Genomic DNA, 17,234 nt, shown 5'->3' with positions numbered 1-17,234 from the left:
TGCGTTATGAAAAGGGCAACGCCCCAAGTTGCCCTTCGCCTACACCTGTTTAATTTAGTTCAATCCAATTCAATTCCAAGTCTTTTTAGCTTCAATTTCTTCTTTCAAGATTTCTGCACCTTTAGGGCTTATATACATGCCGTTTGAAAGTCTAGTGTTTTCAGGAGTGATTTCTCCAGTTACGATGCAAGCTGCATCGACTACATACTTTCGCAGGATGATCATATCATCATCCACGAAAATCTCCATTGGAGCGCCTTTTTCCAGCTTCAATGTATTTCTCAGTTCCTTAGGGATCACAATCCGGCCTAGATGGTCGACTTTTCTGACAATACCTAAACTACGCATATTATCCTCCCTGACATTATGTTTTGTTATACATGTAACTACAATTATACCAGTAAATTAGAAAAATACAAAAAAATGTGTATACTTTCTTCTGGTCTCCTATTCTCTCTATTCCTCTTATCCAGTCTTTAAAACGTTTCTGACAACGATTTTTTCTGATAGAATAGGTAAGTCCTTGAAGAAAGAGGAGGGAATCATCCATGTCATTCATCCAAAAGAAACCCGTAGTTTTCGATTATATACAAATTATTTTTGGAGCTGCACTGGTCGGACTAGCATACAATATATTTTTCTTGCCGGCGCGTATCGCGGCAGGAGGCATTTCAGGCGTCAGTACGATTTTGTACGAATTATTTGGTTATAGCCCGGCATATGTACAATGGCTTATTAATATCCCGCTCATCCTACTGGGGCTGTTGCTCGTAGGGAAGGAGTTTAGCGCTAAGACGATTGTCGGTACTTTTTTTGTCCCATTCGTAATCTATTTGACAAGCGGTCTTCAGTTATCCGTAGATAATCCGTTTCTCAGTTCGATCTATGGCGGCATTATGCTCGGTATCGGACTGGGAATCGTGTATAGGGGGAATGGGTCGACAGGCGGCACAGCTTTAATTGCCCAACTTCTGAAAAAATATACACGTATTTCAAGCGGTTTTTCCCAATTAATCGTCGACGGGATCGTTGTCGTTACTTCCGCTTTTGTTTTCAATTTCGAGCTAGCGCTATACGCGCTCATGTCGATTTACGTAACGAGCAAGGTGATTGATTTCGTCCAATTGCAAACGTCGCCGACTAAGCTTGTTCTTATCATTACGGAGCACGAAGAAAAAATTCAATCGATTATCCAGAACGAAATCGACCGTGGATTGACGAAAGTTCAATCGACGGGGGGCTATTCAAACAATGAAAAGACGATGATTCTTTGCGTAGTCGAACAGTCCGAAGCGGTCTATTTAAAGAAATTATTGCAAGCCGCCGAACCATCGTCCTTTGTCATTTTCCTCAATGCATCGGAAATACTCGGTCTCGGATTTTCAAAAGCGAAAGTCCGCCAATGACAAGAAATCAGTATACAATTCCAATAATGATGATATAATAGTTTCAATTGAATAATTCTTATCAAGAGAAGCTGAGGGAATTGGCCCGATGAAGCTTCAGCAACCTCTGCATTGCAGGAAGGTGCTACCTCCAACAAGATGTCATGTCTTGAGAGATAAGAACGGAGAAGCCGATGTAAATCCTCGTTCCTATCTTTTGGAGCGAGGTTTTTATTTTTATAAGGGGGAGACAAAATGCCAATCAATATACCTGAACAATTACCGGCGCGGGAATTGTTGAGAGAAGAAAAGATTTTTGTGATGGATGAAGGGCGGGCAACAACCCAAGATATACGTCCGTTAAATATCCTTATCCTTAATTTAATGCCTGAAAAGGAAAAGACGGAGCTGCAATTATTACGGCTGCTTGGTAATACGCCATTGCAAGTGAACGTGACGTTCTTGAACACCGCAACTTATGAATCGAAAAATGTAAGTAAAAATCATCTGGATTCGTTTTACACAACATTTGAGCATATTAAGCACCGCCGCTTTGATGGTTTGATCATCACCGGGGCTCCGATTGAGCATTTAAAGTTCGAGGATGTAATTTATTGGGATGAGTTGAAGCAGATCATGGACTGGTCTAAAACGAATGTCACTTCCGTCTTACATATTTGTTGGGGAGCGCAAGCCGCTCTCTATCACCATTACGGCATTAATAAATTTGAGCTGTCAAAAAAGCTTTCAGGAGTATATAGTCATGTTTTGAATGATCCAACTGTTGAATTGGCAAGAGGCTTCAATGATCAATTTAATGCACCTCATTCACGTTATACATCTGTTTCAATTGAGGAAATCGAACAAGATCCGCGCCTTCAATTATTAGCCGTTTCCGAAGAAGCTGGTGCATTTATCATCCTATCGAGAGATCGAAAACATATTATGATTACAGGCCACCTGGAATATGATGCATGCACGCTTGGTGAAGAATACGAACGGGACTTGAAAAAAGGGATTGATATCGAGATGCCGGAAAACTACTTCCCAGATAATGACCCGAAAAAAGAGCCATTGAACACATGGCGCTCCCATACACATCTTCTTTTCTCGAACTGGTTGAATTATTATGTTTACCAGGAAACACCGTACGAATGGGAATAAATAGAAATCAAAAGCAAAGCAGGGAAATTCCTGCTTTGCTTTTATTTTTTCCCCGTATATTGTCATAGTTCTATCACACACTAGCGTTAATGGAGGTGTGTACAAAGATGATCTCGGATGCAATTAAAGATGTGCATTTTTGGGAAATGATACTTAGAACAACGTTTGCTTTTATTACTCTTATGATACTTGCCCGACTAATGGGGAAAAAACAGATTTCGCAGCTTACATTTTTCCATTACGTTACAGGGATTACAATTGGCTCGATTGCAGCTGAAATCTCCGCTCAATCGGAAACTCCTTTTCTAAATGGTATGGTTTCTTTAATTTGGTGGGCTCTATTAACAATATTTGTGAATTTTTTAACTGTGAAGTCGATGAAAGCGAGAATATTATTCGATGACCAGCCCGTGATTGTTATTCAAAGTGGAAAAATAAGTGAACAAGGAATGAAGAAGGCGCGTCTAACGTTGAACGATTTGAACATGTTACTACGCGAGCAAAGTATTTTCGCAGTTGACGACGTAAATTATGCAATTCTTGAAACGAACGGTCAATTAAGTGTCCTGAAAAAAGCAAGTAAAGAAACCGCAACGCGAAAAGATGTGAAGGCACCAGGCAACGAGCCAAAGTATATACCGACAGCAATCATTATAGATGGAAAATTAATTAAGCAAAACTTGACTGATCTAAAACTGACTGAGGAATGGGTGTATGAACAACTGAAGAAAAGCGGTTTCAGTAATGTGGAACAAGTGTATTACGCCGAAATCCTCACAGACGGGACGCTCCATATTGATCAACGGACTGAGGAAAAGTAATAGATTATTGCAATTCCAATTTGGGGGCAGAAAAAGAAAAATGCCCCCGAATATTACTTCAAACCACAATTCCTCCTCAACTCTCAATTATTATTTCTCACCAATAGTAGTTTAAACCACTGAATCACAAGGAACGGCAAAATTGCCAAACTATAAATAAGCATAAATTGTGAACTGCTTAATGTGGCAACTTTAAACATGCCCGATAATGAGGGCAGCAGCAGAACAACATGCAAACAAATGACCCCGATGAAAAATGCAATCCATGAATACTTATTTGAAAATACCCCGATTGCAAAGATGGAAGCTTTCGATCTTGAATTGAAACCATGTACTAAACGAGCCAGACATAAGGTTGCAAACGCCATTGTGCTTGCGGTAAGTGGATCACCTGTCTTTAATCCCGTGAGAAAAGCGATAACCGTAGAGATAGCAATTAAGAGACCTTCGATGACAATGCGAGCCGTAAACGTTTTAGTAAGTAAATGTGCATGGATATTTCTTGGCTTGTCCCTCATCACTTTTGGGTTATGCGGCTCTAAACCGATGGCGATTGCGGGTAGGCTGTCGGTTAACAAGTTGATGAATAAAAGATGGACCGGCGCAAAGGGGACGGGTAATCCGAATATCGTTGCATAGAGCACGACAAAAATGGCTCCAGCATTTCCCGACAATAAAAAAAGAATAGCATTTTTTATATTTGTGTATATGCTTCTTCCGTTCGCAATCGCTTTAACAATCGTTGAAAAATTGTCATCCGTTAAAACCATAGAGGAAGCATCCTTCGCGACTTCTGTTCCTGTGATTCCCATTGCAACACCGATATCAGCTTTCCTCAAGGCAGGTCCATCATTTACACCGTCCCCAGTCATCGCAACGACATGTCCTTTTTCCTGCCACGCGTTCACAATTCGGATTTTATGCTCGGGGGTAACACGGGCATAGACGGAATAGTTTTGAACTTGTTCTTGTAATTGCTCGTCCGTAAGTTTTTCTATTTCATGTCCTTCGATTGCTTCGGAAGAATCTTCTAAAAACCCAATTTGTTTGGCGATCGCCATTGCTGTTATTTTATGATCCCCCGTAATCATGACAGGATTAATTCCGGCTCTTTTGCAGCTCTCAACAGCTGCCTGCGACTCATTTCTTGGAGGGTCCATCATCGCCAGTAAGCCTACAAACGTCAACCCTCTTTCATCATAAACATCGATCGTTCGTTTGCTATCCATATCTTTGAAGGCAATTGCTAATACCCGTAAACCGTTTTGAGAAAAATGTCGATTAACTTCTTCGATTTCTCTTCGCTGTCGGTCTGTCATTGTCTGAATGCCTTTAGACGTCTCGATTTTCACGGTTTTTGGAAGGAGTGTATCTACGGCCCCTTTTGTAATCATGATTGTTTGTCCATCGATTTGATTCACCGTACTCATCAGCTTTCTATCGGAATCAAACGGAAGTTCCGCAACTCTCGGAAAGTGCTTTCGGACGAGTAATTCATCAAACAGAAACTGTCTCCCTAATTTGACGAGGGCTAATTCTGTAGCATCGCCAATTTCCTTATCGCCCTGATTCAAAGCGTCGTTGCATAATAAAGCTTGTATAAGAAGTTTCTTCTCAATTGGGTTGTTCGTTTGTAGTTCATTGTGCGAAATGACTTTTTGGTCGACATACAGATGTTGAACTTTCATTTTATTCTCAGTCAAGGTTCCTGTTTTATCGGAACAAATAACTGATACGCTGCCCAGACTTTCAACAGCATATAGTTTTCGGATAATCGCGTTTTCCTTCGCCATTTTTCGGGTTCCGAAGGCGAGCACGATCGTCACAATTGAACTCAATGCTTCTGGAATGGCTGCGACCGCTAGTGAAACGGCAAACATAAAAGATTCGACCAATTCGCGCCCGCGAATAAGGTCAATTGAGAAAATGGCTAAGCAAATCATAGTAATTCCAAGTGCTAATTTTTCTCCAAATTGATCTAAGCTTACTTGCAAAGGGGTTTTCTTCTCTTTTGCAGTATCCAGCAGATTCGCGATTTTTCCGATTTCGGTTTCCATCCCGATTGCTGTCACAGCGATGAGGCCGCGTCCCTTCGTGACAAAGCTTCCGGCAAATACCATATTTTTTTGGTCGGCAATCAGTTTATGCGATTCGTCAATGGGCGCATTACTTTTAGCTACAGCCAATGACTCACCGGTTAGAGAACTTTCATTAATATGCAAATTGTAGCTTTCAATGACTCTTCCATCGGCACTTATAAAGTCACCGGTCTCTAAATAAAGAAGATCTCCGACGACGATATCAACAGAATCAATCTCGATAATTTGATTGTTCCGCATCACTTTTGCGATAGGGGAGGATAAAGCCTTTAAATTCTCCAATGACTGTTCCGCCTTCGCGTGCTGAACAGTCCCAAGAATAGCATTTAACAGGACAACAAGCAGAATAACTACCGTGCTTTCGACCTCACCCAGCAAAAAAGAAACAGAAGCGGCAATGAGTAGAATAATGACTAACAAATCAGTGAACTGACTTAAAAAAACAGCAAAGATACTTGTCCTTTTTCCTTCCATCAATTCATTGTAACCGTGTAAAGCTTGTCTTGTTTGAACCTCATCGTCATGTAAGCCTTTTGCTGTAACGTCCAACAACTTCATGACTTCATCCGCAGTTTGTTGGTAGTAGCCCGTCATTTGTTTCCCCCTTTGAATGGAAAATCCGCATTTTTAAATAACATACTAACTTGTCCATTTCAAGTAGTTTCCAATAGGGAAATGTGATTTGCACTCTTTTCCCAGGACTATATCAATCCTATTCGCTATTCCATCCTGGTATGACAGTATTCAAAGTGATGAATACCACTGTTATTTTCATTTCAAAGTAACTAGCAAGTACTATGGAAGTAATATACAATAAAAGGAAGTGGATAAAATTGCATATTCTCAATAAGTGAAATAGAGTGGGGCAGTTCACGGCTTTCGAGTACAATGCAAAATCATATGTAATTATGACTTCTCCTGGAACTAAAAAGTTAAAAGTTATTACGGTAGAAGAAATGCCTAAAGACGTTAGGTTATTTTTTTGAATCTACAAGACAAATAGGCAACAAGCTTTGTAGTACCTATAACAACGTATAGCCGAGAAGGCTTTCATCTTAGATCAACGGAACTTTTGAATGATGCGATAAAAAGTATTAACGATTTAACGGATAAAGTACTATATTACTAAGTGTCTAAGCACCCCAAAATTCTTTTATATAAGTACCTCGTTCAATTTAGAGCGGGGTACTTTATTTAATAAACCCTTTTCCGAATCTATAAAGAATTGTAATTTCATGTGACTATTTTAGACTTTTGTGTTTTGGGAATCGTCTAATAAGTAGAAAGGAGGGTACCTATTGTGCAACTGGAGGATGTAAGATTTCGAGCGATCATTCATGAACATAATGATTATTTGCTTCAGCTCAGTTATCTATATGTGAAAGATTGGAATGCAGCAGAAGATATTGTACAAGATGTGTTTATCAACTATTGGATAAAGTCGGAGCAATTTCAAGCGCAATCCAGCTTGCGAACGTACTTAACGCGAATGGCCATAAATCGATGCAAAGATTATTTGAAAAGCTGGCGATACAGGACGCATACACTGACCAATCTTTTCCCAGGAAAGATTCGGCTGAAAAATCAACTCATTATGCAAGACGAACAATTGATTGTGGCTGATGCAGTTTTAAGATTGCCGATTCAATTTAGAGAGGTCATCATTCTATATTATTTTGAAGAATTAACCATCCGTGAAATCGCGAAGATCATAGATACATCAGAAAGTACAATTAAATATCGATTGAAAATGGCGAAAGAGCGTTTGAGAAAAAAGTTAGCGACTCAACAATGGGAGGTGCTGAAAAGTGAATGAAATTAAACGGCAATTGCAAATGAAAATCGGTGATACGACACAGCAACAACAAAATGTGCTACGAAAAATCAACGAACGACTTTCGATGCATACAAAAAAGAAGAACCCCTTTTTTCCTGCTGTAGCCAGTTTAGCGCTGCTAGTGGCAAGCTGTTTATTTGTCTTTTCATTAATAGGGGAGAAAGAATTGATCACGCCCACGATGATTACTGGGCAGGCACCTCTTGCAGAGGAAAAAGAAATTCCATTTGATAGAAATGAAGGGCTGACACCGATTACCGAGGAACAGAAACAACAGTATTATCAGCAATATATTAAAATAGTGGAGAAAGTAATGGAAAAGAAGACAGGTCTTACGCTTGGCGTTCCACCCATTGAGGAGTTGAAAGATTGGGTAGAACCGGCGGAATATGAAAAAATGGTTGAATCGATGGTGGAAAGTTTTTTAGCAACGGAACGCGAAGTACTTGCTGCCGTATCTACTGATTTAAAGCCTGCTGTCACCCATCCAAATGGCGAAACAACTAAAGCCACTTATCTCTATTTCCCTGATATAGTAAGGGGAATTGAGGTTACAGCGATCTTTGATACACAGTATAATGCGGATAAAAATCGTCAATTGTTTAGCAACGTGGATGCGATTTCAACAAAACTTACTCCCGGTAATGGTACATGGGAACAAACATTGCAGCAAGCTACTTTACTAGACGGCGGACGAACATATAGTATCTACATTGAAGGGCTCTTCCATTTGAATAATATAACTTCTGAAAAAGCATTTACAATTGAATTCCACTGTGATGAATTTGGAAATATCTATTAAATGTACTAAAGTAATGGACGCTTACTTGAAGATCGTTGAGCTGCTTAGACGGCTCTTTTTTCTTGTTCTACAAAAGGGACAGGATAGATTTAGGGGGTATTGGGAAAGTATATTTGCAAAACTGTATAAGAACTGCTATAGTAATTTTAACAATTAAATTATAAACGTAACACATGGTGGAGTCAGTCAAAGCTGGCACCGCCATGTGTTTTTTCGTTTATAATCCATTTTTTCAGGAGGGGAATCATGTTTATTTTACAAATTGCTATCATTTTACTCGCAACAAAAATAGCGGGTCATGTAAGTGTTCGTTTAGGACAACCATCTGTTTTAGGTAAGATTTTAGTCGGGATTATTTTAGGACCGGCATTGCTTGGGTGGGTTCAAGATACGGAGATTGTAACAATTTTTAGCCAAATAGGAGTCTTGCTCTTAATGTTTCTAGCGGGTCTGGAGACTGATTTACAAGATTTAAACAGAAATAAGAAAGCGGCTATTCTAGTAGCTTTAGGGGGAATTATAGCTCCAATTATAGGCGGTTACCTAGCGTCGCAATACTATGGTTTTTCAGTTGGTGAATCGATCTTTGTAGGTTTATTGTTATCAGCCACTTCTGTGAGCATTTCTGTTCAAGTATTACGAGAACTAGGTTGGCTCAATAGTAAAGAGGGTTCAACATTACTAGGTGCAGCTGTTTTGGACGATATTATTGTCGTTATTTTAATTGCAGTTGCTATGAGTTTCTTTGTTGGAACAGATGTTAGCATCGCGTTACTAATTGGGAAGAAAATCTTCTTCTTTATTATCATCATTTTAGCTGCGAAATGGTTCATTCCTAAATTTATTCAACTGTTTTCTAAATTCCAAGTTACAGAAGGAACATTAAGTGCGGGCTTAATCATTTGTTTTAGCTTTGCTTATTTTGCAGAGTATCTTGGAATTGCCGGGATTATTGGGACATTCTTTGCCGGGATTGCCATTGCCCAAACAAAATTCAAGGATGAAATTGAACATAAAGTTGAACCGATTGCATATGGGATATTCGTTCCGTTTTTCTTCGTTAGTATCGGGTTAGCTGTATCTTTCGAGGGAATCGGCGATCAAATAGGATTCCTAATTGTTTTCTCTGTCATTGCCGTTATAACCAAGTTTATAGGTGCAGGAATTGGAGCTCGTGTCTCGGGCTTCAATACAAAGTCATCAATGGGCATTGGTGCAGGAATGATATCAAGAGGAGAAGTAGCGTTAATATTAGCTGTCATGGGATTAGAGAGCGGGCTATTGCCTGCTGAATATTACACTTCAATGATTATTGTCATCATTGTAACAACAATCGTTACCCCTCCATTGTTAAAAGCGATCTTTGGAAAACGCATTTAAAATACAAAAAAGTGAACCAAGTATTTCAAACGGCCTAAATTCGTTTGGAGTGCTTGGTTTTTATATAGGTTTAAAGTCAATAACTATACGTAATAAGTTTTTGAATGGTATATATATAATATGATGTCGTTTGAAGGAGATGGATTTATTGAAAATTAGAGAAATGAAACTTGAAGAAATAGAAACTGTTAGGGATCTTAGATTGAAAAGTTACAAGGAATATGAACAACTCGTTTCAAAAGAACACTGGGAAGTATTAAAAAACACCCTGATCTCTGATAATGATTTGAAAAATAATGCGAAAATATACGTAACAGAACTAGAAGGTCAAATTGTAGGCAGTATCGCATTGTTCCCACCATCAATTCAAGCATACGATTGGAGCGAGACTGTTCAAGAATTTCCAGAAATTCGTATGCTTTCGGTTGATCCTTCGATTCGCGGAAAAGGGATTGCAAATGCTTTAGTTCAACATTGTATTACCATTTCAAAGGAAGAAAAAAATGCACAAATCGGTCTTCATACTGCTTCTTTTATGAAAAAAGCGTTATCTCTTTATGAACGTATGGGATTTGAACGTATCCCTGAACTTGATTTAGAACCAATGAACGACGGAATTGTTGTTAAAGCCTTTAAAATGAATTTAAAAAGGGACTCTTAAATGAGTCCTTTTTTCAAATTTCCATTTCATATGTAGAAATAGAAACCTTTTCTTTCCTATGAATCCAACGGATGATGAGGAACCCGACAATCCAACTGTACACTGCGTGACTTACTGTCCAGTAAAACCATGCTTTCGTATCCGTCCACGCTGGCGGTTTGTCTGTTAAGGATGTCAGGAAAAAGAGAACGCCGCTTCCAATCGTGTATGTAAAAAAGTAGGGGAGCATACGCCGTTCCAACTGGAAGGCCCGCAGGATGAAATAAAGACCGATGACGCTGGCGATGCAAAAAACATAATGGAATGTAATGCCGAATACTTCGCTCGATTCCCATTTATTCAGTACGGGGATATAATCGGTATTATATAGAAGTACATACGCTTTATTTCCGGTGATTTCATAAACCAGCTTCATTAGTAAAGTTAAAACAGATCCAGCTATGACTCCTGTTGCAATCAAACGAATGATTAAATTCAAATAGAATCACCTCATACCATCTCATCGATTTAATCCACCCTTCTATACCCAAACGAAAGACTCGTAAACAAGCAAATCAAAAACGACTCCCAATGGAGCCGTTACTTGGTGTTTCTCGCTAGGAACTATGAGTTATCATAAAACCGTCCAATTTCTTTCTTCAGCTACCTTCTTTAACCGTTCGTCAGGTTTCACCGCAACTGGGTTTCCGACGAGTTCAAGTACAGGGAGGTCCGAATAGCTGTCCCCATATGCATAGCTCTGTTCCCAGTCGATTTGATTTCCTTCTAATGTTTCCATGACCTTCTCGGTTTTCCGTTTGCCTTGGATATGATAGATCGAAGTATGATGGTCAAACGCGCCGTCTTCTGTAAACGGTATATCCGTTCCAATGACCGTATCAAACTCAATGCCATCCGTTACTGCGTGTAATAATGGAGTGTAAGCACCGGATACAAGCATGACATGTATATCGTCATTACGGTGCTGTCTGACCTTCGAAACAACATCCTCGTTGAAAGCTTGTCGCATGCTGTCCTTCATTTCACCAAAATATTGTTCAAGCTCTATTTTAGTTAAAGAATTCAAGGCATTCGCATAGATTTGCATCGATCGCTCCCTCATTTTCGCTTCGGGAACAATTTTCATTTTGTATCCGATATATATTGGGAGGATTTCGCGGAAAAAAGTCTTATACTTAGAACGATACGTCGGATGCTCTTTCAAATGATCCATTAATAATGTAAATGTTTCTTTCGAATAGAGTGTCCCGTCAAAATCAAATATAGCAACTTTCATGAATACATCCCCCTTTTGTAGACAAAAGCTTTTGACATAAATGATACAGTGTTTGAAATCAAAGGGCAATTTATGGATAATTGACGAAGAGAGTGAGGAGACGAGTTATGTATAAAAACCAGAAGAAAAAAAGGGAAGATTCCTTCGTGTTCTCAGTGAATGAAGAAGCGGAACTGCTGCCGTTTTTATTGGAAAACATGAAAAAGAATAGCCGGAATTCCGTGAAGTCGATATTGACGAGAGGACAAGTGTCTGTGGATGGGCGAACAGTGACGAAACATAACCATCCACTGCTACCCGGACAAAAAGTGGAAATCCTCGCAAATAAGGCCGCATTGAATGAAAGCAAGTTAACAGGTTTGTCAATCATCTACGAGGATGATGCAATTATCGTCATCGATAAGGAACACAGTCTGTTATCGATGGCGGCAAAAGATAAAAATGAGACGACCGCATTCAGCGAAGTATCCGCTTATGTTAAAAGGCAGGATCCGCGACAGAGAGTTTTCATCGTCCATCGATTGGACCGAGATACATCAGGCGTGCTCTTGTTCGCGAAATCGGAGCAGGTGAAGAAGACATTACAGGATAATTGGGATGAAATGGTGAAGGAAAGGATCTATACAGCATTAGTTGAAGGGAATGTCAAAAAAGAGTCGGACACGATTAAATCCTGGCTAAAAGAAACGAGGACGTTTAAAGTCTATTCCAACCCGACGGACAATGGGGGCCAACTAGCCATCACGCACTATCGGAAAATAAAATCGAACCGAAAGTATTCGTTATTGGAAGTCAAATTGGAAACAGGTAGAAAAAATCAAATTCGCGTCCATATGGAGGAAATCGGTCATCCTGTCGTCGGTGACAAAAAATACGGCTCAACCGTCAATCCAATCAAAAGACTCGGCCTGCACGCAACTGCCCTGACAGTCATCCACCCTGTATCAAAAGAAGTAATGAAATTCGAATCCCCGATCCCATCATCTTTTGTCAATAAATCATTATAAGAGTCGATGTATGGTCAACTATTCTCGTTTGTTATGCTTACTCTTATATCAGGAAATGCTGTTGATTGAAGCGGAGGGCGGCGACTCCTGCGAAAGCCGTAACGAAGAACGGCTTTTGCGAGTAAAAGCGAAGCGTTACGAGCACATCTTTGCACTTGCCGTAACGAAGAACGGCTTTTGCGAGTAAAAGCGAAGCGTTACGAGCACATCTTTGCACCTGCCGTCACGAAGAACGGCTTTTGCGAGTAAAAGCGAAGCGTTACGAGCACATCTTTGCACCTGCCGTCACGAAGAACGGCTTTTGCGAGTAAAAGTGCAGCGTTACGAGCACAAAGATTGGCTGCCTTAATTTCTGCAAAGAACGCAGAAATTAAGGCAAATCGAACCCTTCGCTGTTCGATTGGCTGAAGCCGTGCCCGCGGAAAGCGTCCGCCTGTAGTGAAAGCCGTCACGAAGAACGGCTTTTGCGAGTAAAGCGAAGCGTTACGAGCACCGACATAAAATCAACGATTTATAACAACATTGTTCTTTTAAAACAAAACTGCCCTGACATTGTGTCAAGGCAGTTTTCTTTATTGTACCGTATTATTCGGCATGCCTGGCTGGCCTTGCATAGGAGCATATGCATTCAATAATGCCTGCATATCCTGTTGAGCAAGCTGCGGTACTTGGTAATAATGGTTCTTGTTTTGATAAATCGAAAGCTCATACGCCATTTCAATACAGTTCGGAACCGAATCCGCCAATACACGTCTGACGACTGGGTTCGTCACTTCAAGAGCAGCCATCGTTTTAGCAGATGCATTCATTTTTGCGGAACCGAGAAGGAAGCCTGAAATCATCTCATCATTAATCTCATTTGCATTTTGCATTGGCTTCTTCGGTTGTGATTGCTTCATGCCGTAGACGAAATCATTTCCTTGCTTCATCTTGTAGCTACCTGTCGGATGCGACGGGTCCTTGCCAGTTTTAAAGCATTCCACCGTAATATTATACTCGTCCAAGGTAAAACGGTACTGCCTGTCCAAAATATCGAGCAACTCGGGATCCTTTACATGTGGCCGTAAAATCATCGCCTGGTTCAATGTGGCTATTGTGCCGGAAAGTACTTCGTGAACATCGAAAAGCTCGTGTCCCCCGTGGTTCATCTGTTGTGGGATTGCCCCTGTATGCATATTTTGATGCATTTCACCACCGAATTGATTTTGCGTCAAAATAGTAATCCTCCTTTTCTTCAATGATTTTCAATCAGATGTAGTATGGCTTCAACAGGAAGCTATATGCATGTAAAAATTTCAAAATACGCATAATCACAGACTCCTGAAAATAGCATAAGTTAAAGGACATTTTGTCAATGAAAGGCAGTGGATAAAAGTGCAAATACACGTCGTGCAACAAGGACAAAGCCTATACAGCATCGGTCAAGCGTATGGCATTTCACATGAGGAAATCGCAACGGCGAATGAATTAAGCGATCCATCCCGTATCGTTGTTGGTCAAGCGCTTGTCATTCCGATAACAGGCAGCTTTCACTTGGTCAGGCCGGGTCAATCACTTTATAGCATTGCTCAATTATATGGCACAACGGTTGAAGAGCTTGCAAGGATCAATGGCATTTCACCGACGAGCATGTTACAGGTAGGTCAACGGTTGTATATACCTCAAAGAAGAAGGACGATTATCGATACGTTTTTATACGTTGAAACAAGGGAAGCGACGATAAACACTCAAGTCCAGGAAGTGCGGACTAGGGTAGAGGAGGATTTGACGTATTTAGCGATGTTCAGCTATGAGGCACAGCGCGATGGATCGTTGAAAGCACCGCCCACTGACGATATTCCTGAAATTGCCGCACGAGCCGGCGTTTTAAATGCGATGGCAGTCACAAACTTGGAGAACTTCGCGTTCAGTGGCGATTTGGCCCACGTGTTCTTTACCGATCAAACTGTGCAAAACCGACTTCTCCAAAATATTGTCCAGACTGCTAAAAGAATTGGTTTCTCAGATGTCCATTTCGATTTTGAATTCGTTAGACCGGCAGACCGGGAATTATACAATACGTTTCTACGAAATGCACGCGACCGCTTCCATCCGGCAGGCTTGACCTTATCCTCTGCGTTGCCGCCTAAAAATAGTCCCGCTCTAACGGGGATCTATGGCGGGATTGATTTTAAAGCGCACGGGGAAATTTGCGATTTCGTTACGTTAATGACGTATGAATGGGGGTATTCCTATAGTGAACCACAAGCTGTAAGCCCTCTCAATCAAGTTCGTCGGGTCGTTGAATTCGCAGTCAGTCAGATTCCGCCTGAAAAGATTTTTCTTGGACAAAATTTATATGGCTATGATTGGACGTACCCATATCCGCCTGTAACAGGGGTTGCAGCAAGAGCGCTCAGTCCAAAATCAGCGACCAATTTGGCAATCAGGCGAAATGCGAATATCCAATTCGATCCGGTTGCCCAAGCACCATTTTTCCTTTATTGGGATAATAACGGCGTTCGCCACGATGTTTGGTTTGAAGATGCACGGAGCATCCAAGCCAAATTTAACTTGATAAAGGAATTCAACTTACGTGGAATCATGTACTGGAAGCTAGGATTAGCATTCCCGCAAAACTGGCTGCTACTCCATGACAATTTCATCATCCGAAAGCGATGACGAAAAAGGAACCATATGTGCTAAGCACATATGGTTCCTTTGATGAATCTGTACTTATTCCTTTGAAATATACTTGATTACGCTTTGGAAAACGTCCATCTCAGGGTTGATTAACAGAGCAGGTAGGAATGCGAAAGCCATTAATATTACTAAATTGGCTCCTATGACAGCGCGCAACATTTTGCTGAATTTCAAAAAGCATCTCCTCTTTCTCTTTATAGTCGATTTCCAAATCGTGAAAACTAGAATTTGGATATATCTAATAATAATCTATGTTCAGAAATGTGTAAATGATTTTATTTTCGTACTCCTAAATTCGACAAAATTACTCAAACCGTCATATTATAGCATATGAAATTTTCGTAATCTGAAAAAGTAGTTGTATATATTCATATTTTCAGTAATACTTAATAAAACGAAGAAACGATTTTGAAATATTAATTTACATTTACAGTATTAACACCATCCAATGTTTTCTTCGCTAGTTTCAAGAAAGGATGAGGGAAATGACAAAAGTGGATAATACCCGAGACAACCGAAGCCGTGCGAATGATTATGTGCATGAAGTGTATGAGCTTGTGAAAAAAAGAAATCCGGATGAAAAGGAATTTTTGCAAGCTACGAGAGAAATTTTCGATTCGCTACGTCCGGTCTTTGCCAAGCATCCTGAATACATTCGAAACGGAATCCTTGAGCGTATTACGGAGCCTGAGCGGATCATTTCATTTCGGGTCGCTTGGGAGGATGATAAAGGGAAAGTCCATGTCAATCGAGGGTTCCGTGTACAATTCAATAGCGATCTAGGTCCGTACAAAGGCGGAATCCGTTTTCATCCTTCTGTGAATAATAGCATCATGAAGTTTCTTGCTTTTGAGCAGATTTTTAAAAATGCGCTGACAGGGCAGCCGATCGGAGCGGGAAAAGGTGGCTCCGACTTTGATCCGAAAGGGAAGTCAGAGCGGGAAATCATGCGCTTCACTCAAAGCTTTATGACGGAGTTAAGCAAATATATCGGTCCGGATATTGACGTTCCTGCCGGTGATATCGGTGTCGGAAAACGGGAAATCGGCTATATGTTCGGCCATTATAACCGTTTAAAAGGCGGCTACGAGGCGGGCGTCCTGACAGGCAAGGATCCGAATCATGGAGGCTCTTTAGGACGGAAGGAAGCGACAGGATACGGTACAGTCTATTTTGTTGAGGAAATGTTGAATGAGAACGGACTGTCATTCAAAGATAGTACGGTCGTTGTATCTGGATCGGGAAACGTCTCGACGTATGCGATGGAGAAAGCTCAGCAACTCGGAGCAAAAGTCGTTGCTTGCAGTGATTCCTCAGGATATATTTACGATAAGAATGGCATCGATCTTAACACCGTAAAACGATTGAAGGAAGTAGAGAATAAACGGATTTGGGAATATACGAAAGAACATCTCGACGCCGAATACCATGAAGATTGTACAAAGATTTGGTCCATCCCTTGTGACATCGCTCTTCCATGTGCAACGCAAAATGAAATCGACGAAGTTTCTGCACATATGCTCATTGCAAATGGATTAAAAGCACTTGGGGAAGGTGCCAATATGCCATGCAATATCGAAGCTATCAATATTTTCCTCGAAAACAACATTCTCTTTGCCCCAGCAAAAGCCGCAAATGCAGGAGGAGTCGCTGTATCCGCAATGGAAATGTCGCAAAACAGCATGAGATTAGCATGGACGGAAGAAGAAGTGGACATGCGCCTAAAAACGGTGATGAAAAACATTTATGAAAGCTGTAAAGAAGCGGCCGAACAATTCGGCAAACCAGGAAACCTTGTCATGGGCGCCAATATCGCAGGATTCCTAAAAGTCGCCAATGCAATGGTTGCTCACGGTATTCGATAATTACAAAAACAACCAGAGTGTAGACAAAGTCGAATTTTGACTTTGTCTACACTCAATTTTAGGGAATTACTAGATAATTAGGATCTCCTCAGCCTGATTGAAAACGCTTGTCAAGGAAGGCAACCTAAGAGCGCCACGTCCTGTGGCGACGGTTGCATGACTCGCCTCCTGCGAGCCCGCGCGAAGTGGAGCGAAGACGCGAATAAACTAAAGTTCATGAGCGGACGAGCGGAGGAAGGCATCCTAAAGGCGCCG

General features: G+C 40.8%; 16 protein-coding genes and 1 riboswitch. Of the genes, 10 read left to right on the top strand and 6 right to left on the bottom strand.

The features are described 5' to 3' along the window. Positions 1–69 precede the first annotated feature (69 nt). A complete protein-coding gene (locus tag MHZ92_RS10630) occupies positions 70–348 on the bottom strand; it encodes an AbrB/MazE/SpoVT family DNA-binding domain-containing protein (RefSeq protein WP_239431671.1) in 279 nt (92 codons plus the stop codon). Positions 349–548: 200 nt separating this feature from the next. On the opposite strand from MHZ92_RS10630, the gene MHZ92_RS10625 reads away from it, so the two are divergent. The 3 genes from MHZ92_RS10625 (at position 549) to MHZ92_RS10615 (ending at position 3,370) form a co-directional block, all read left to right on the top strand. Continuing rightward, entirely contained in the window at positions 549–1,406 is an 858-nt protein-coding gene (locus tag MHZ92_RS10625; RefSeq protein WP_239431670.1) for a YitT family protein, read from the top strand. A gap of 55 nt (positions 1,407–1,461) precedes the next feature. Further along, a riboswitch (SAM riboswitch) is annotated at positions 1,462–1,568 on the top strand. 72 nt (positions 1,569–1,640) lie between these two features. Further along, the gene (metA, locus tag MHZ92_RS10620) at positions 1,641–2,549 is read left to right on the top strand and encodes a homoserine O-acetyltransferase MetA (protein WP_239431669.1); all 909 of its coding nucleotides are present in this window, start codon (positions 1,641–1,643) and stop codon (positions 2,547–2,549) included. Between the two features lie 146 nt (positions 2,550–2,695). Next, positions 2,696–3,370 (top strand): YetF domain-containing protein, encoded by a 675-nt coding sequence (locus tag MHZ92_RS10615; protein WP_370644687.1) that lies wholly within the window; start codon positions 2,696–2,698, stop codon positions 3,368–3,370. 83 nt (positions 3,371–3,453) lie between these two features. Here MHZ92_RS10615 and MHZ92_RS10610 read toward each other — a convergent pair whose 3' ends face one another. Next, complete coding sequence (locus MHZ92_RS10610) at positions 3,454–6,063, bottom strand: cation-translocating P-type ATPase (RefSeq protein ID WP_239431667.1); 2,610 nt, start codon at positions 6,061–6,063, stop codon at positions 3,454–3,456. Positions 6,064–6,769: 706 nt separating this feature from the next. Between MHZ92_RS10610 and MHZ92_RS10605 the strand changes: the two genes are divergently transcribed. The 4 genes from MHZ92_RS10605 to MHZ92_RS10590 all read left to right on the top strand — a co-directional run bounded on the left by MHZ92_RS10605 (position 6,770) and on the right by MHZ92_RS10590 (position 10,149). Continuing rightward, the gene (locus MHZ92_RS10605; RefSeq protein WP_239431666.1) at positions 6,770–7,285 is read left to right on the top strand and encodes a sigma-70 family RNA polymerase sigma factor; all 516 of its coding nucleotides are present in this window, start codon (positions 6,770–6,772) and stop codon (positions 7,283–7,285) included. Then, positions 7,278–8,108, top strand: coding sequence for a hypothetical protein (locus MHZ92_RS10600; protein ID WP_239431665.1), 831 nt, complete (start codon positions 7,278–7,280; stop codon positions 8,106–8,108). Before MHZ92_RS10605 ends, MHZ92_RS10600 begins: the two co-directional genes overlap by 8 nt. Before the next feature lie 246 nt (positions 8,109–8,354). After that, on the top strand, positions 8,355–9,488 hold the full coding sequence (locus MHZ92_RS10595) for a cation:proton antiporter (RefSeq protein ID WP_239431664.1): 1,134 nt from the start codon (positions 8,355–8,357) through the stop codon (positions 9,486–9,488). A gap of 163 nt (positions 9,489–9,651) precedes the next feature. Further along, positions 9,652–10,149 (top strand): GNAT family N-acetyltransferase, encoded by a 498-nt coding sequence (locus MHZ92_RS10590; RefSeq protein ID WP_239431663.1) that lies wholly within the window; start codon positions 9,652–9,654, stop codon positions 10,147–10,149. 13 nt (positions 10,150–10,162) lie between these two features. Here the strand turns inward: MHZ92_RS10590 and MHZ92_RS10585 are convergent, their stop codons facing one another. Together MHZ92_RS10585 and MHZ92_RS10580 are read right to left on the bottom strand one after the other, a co-directional pair. Further along, positions 10,163–10,627, bottom strand: a complete 465-nt coding sequence (locus MHZ92_RS10585; RefSeq protein WP_239431662.1) for a hypothetical protein — start codon at positions 10,625–10,627, stop codon at positions 10,163–10,165. A 135-nt stretch (positions 10,628–10,762) separates the two neighbouring features. Continuing rightward, positions 10,763–11,425, bottom strand: a complete 663-nt coding sequence (locus tag MHZ92_RS10580) for an HAD family hydrolase (protein ID WP_239431661.1) — start codon at positions 11,423–11,425, stop codon at positions 10,763–10,765. Between the two features lie 107 nt (positions 11,426–11,532). Here MHZ92_RS10580 and MHZ92_RS10575 point away from each other — a divergent pair, with 107 nt between their 5' ends. Beyond that, positions 11,533–12,432 carry an RluA family pseudouridine synthase gene (locus MHZ92_RS10575; protein ID WP_239431660.1) on the top strand — a complete coding sequence of 300 codons (900 nt, stop codon included), beginning with the start codon at positions 11,533–11,535 and terminating at the stop codon, positions 12,430–12,432. A gap of 197 nt (positions 12,433–12,629) precedes the next feature. Here the strand turns inward: MHZ92_RS10575 and MHZ92_RS10570 are convergent, their stop codons facing one another. Together MHZ92_RS10570 and MHZ92_RS10565 are read right to left on the bottom strand one after the other, a co-directional pair. Continuing rightward, the gene (locus MHZ92_RS10570) at positions 12,630–12,884 is read right to left on the bottom strand and encodes a hypothetical protein (protein ID WP_239431659.1); all 255 of its coding nucleotides are present in this window, start codon (positions 12,882–12,884) and stop codon (positions 12,630–12,632) included. 120 nt (positions 12,885–13,004) lie between these two features. Beyond that, entirely contained in the window at positions 13,005–13,646 is a 642-nt protein-coding gene (locus tag MHZ92_RS10565) for a spore coat protein (protein ID WP_239431658.1), read from the bottom strand. Between the two features lie 175 nt (positions 13,647–13,821). Here MHZ92_RS10565 and MHZ92_RS10560 point away from each other — a divergent pair, with 175 nt between their 5' ends. Both MHZ92_RS10560 and gdhA read left to right on the top strand, forming a co-directional pair. Further along, entirely contained in the window at positions 13,822–15,093 is a 1,272-nt protein-coding gene (locus tag MHZ92_RS10560; RefSeq protein ID WP_370644686.1) for a LysM peptidoglycan-binding domain-containing protein, read from the top strand. A 506-nt stretch (positions 15,094–15,599) separates the two neighbouring features. Then, on the top strand, positions 15,600–16,979 hold the full coding sequence (gene gdhA, locus MHZ92_RS10555; protein ID WP_239431656.1) for an NADP-specific glutamate dehydrogenase: 1,380 nt from the start codon (positions 15,600–15,602) through the stop codon (positions 16,977–16,979). Positions 16,980–17,234 lie beyond the last annotated feature (255 nt).

Source organism: Sporosarcina sp. ACRSL, assembly GCF_022346605.1.
Lineage (GTDB): Bacteria > Bacillota > Bacilli > Bacillales_A > Planococcaceae > Sporosarcina.
The sequence above is the reverse complement of the archived record's forward strand: the minus strand, read 5'-3'. Positions and strand labels throughout refer to the sequence as shown.

What these genes read in the sequence shown, in the direction of transcription:
- MHZ92_RS10575 (WP_239431660.1), top strand. Translation starts at nt 11,533, where the DNA reads ATGTATAAAAACCAGAAGAAAAAAAGGGAAGATTCCTTCGTGTTCTCA.
- MHZ92_RS10580 (WP_239431661.1), bottom strand. Translation starts at nt 11,425, where the DNA reads ATGAAAGTTGCTATATTTGATTTTGACGGGACACTCTATTCGAAAGAA.
- MHZ92_RS10610 (WP_239431667.1), bottom strand. Translation starts at nt 6,063, where the DNA reads ATGACGGGCTACTACCAACAAACTGCGGATGAAGTCATGAAGTTGTTG.
- MHZ92_RS10615 (WP_370644687.1), top strand. Translation starts at nt 2,696, where the DNA reads ATGATACTTAGAACAACGTTTGCTTTTATTACTCTTATGATACTTGCC.
- MHZ92_RS10630 (WP_239431671.1), bottom strand. Translation starts at nt 348, where the DNA reads ATGCGTAGTTTAGGTATTGTCAGAAAAGTCGACCATCTAGGCCGGATT.
- MHZ92_RS10595 (WP_239431664.1), top strand. Translation starts at nt 8,355, where the DNA reads ATGTTTATTTTACAAATTGCTATCATTTTACTCGCAACAAAAATAGCG.
- gdhA (WP_239431656.1), top strand. Translation starts at nt 15,600, where the DNA reads ATGACAAAAGTGGATAATACCCGAGACAACCGAAGCCGTGCGAATGAT.
- MHZ92_RS10625 (WP_239431670.1), top strand. Translation starts at nt 549, where the DNA reads ATGTCATTCATCCAAAAGAAACCCGTAGTTTTCGATTATATACAAATT.
- MHZ92_RS10590 (WP_239431663.1), top strand. Translation starts at nt 9,652, where the DNA reads ATGAAACTTGAAGAAATAGAAACTGTTAGGGATCTTAGATTGAAAAGT.
- metA (WP_239431669.1), top strand. Translation starts at nt 1,641, where the DNA reads ATGCCAATCAATATACCTGAACAATTACCGGCGCGGGAATTGTTGAGA.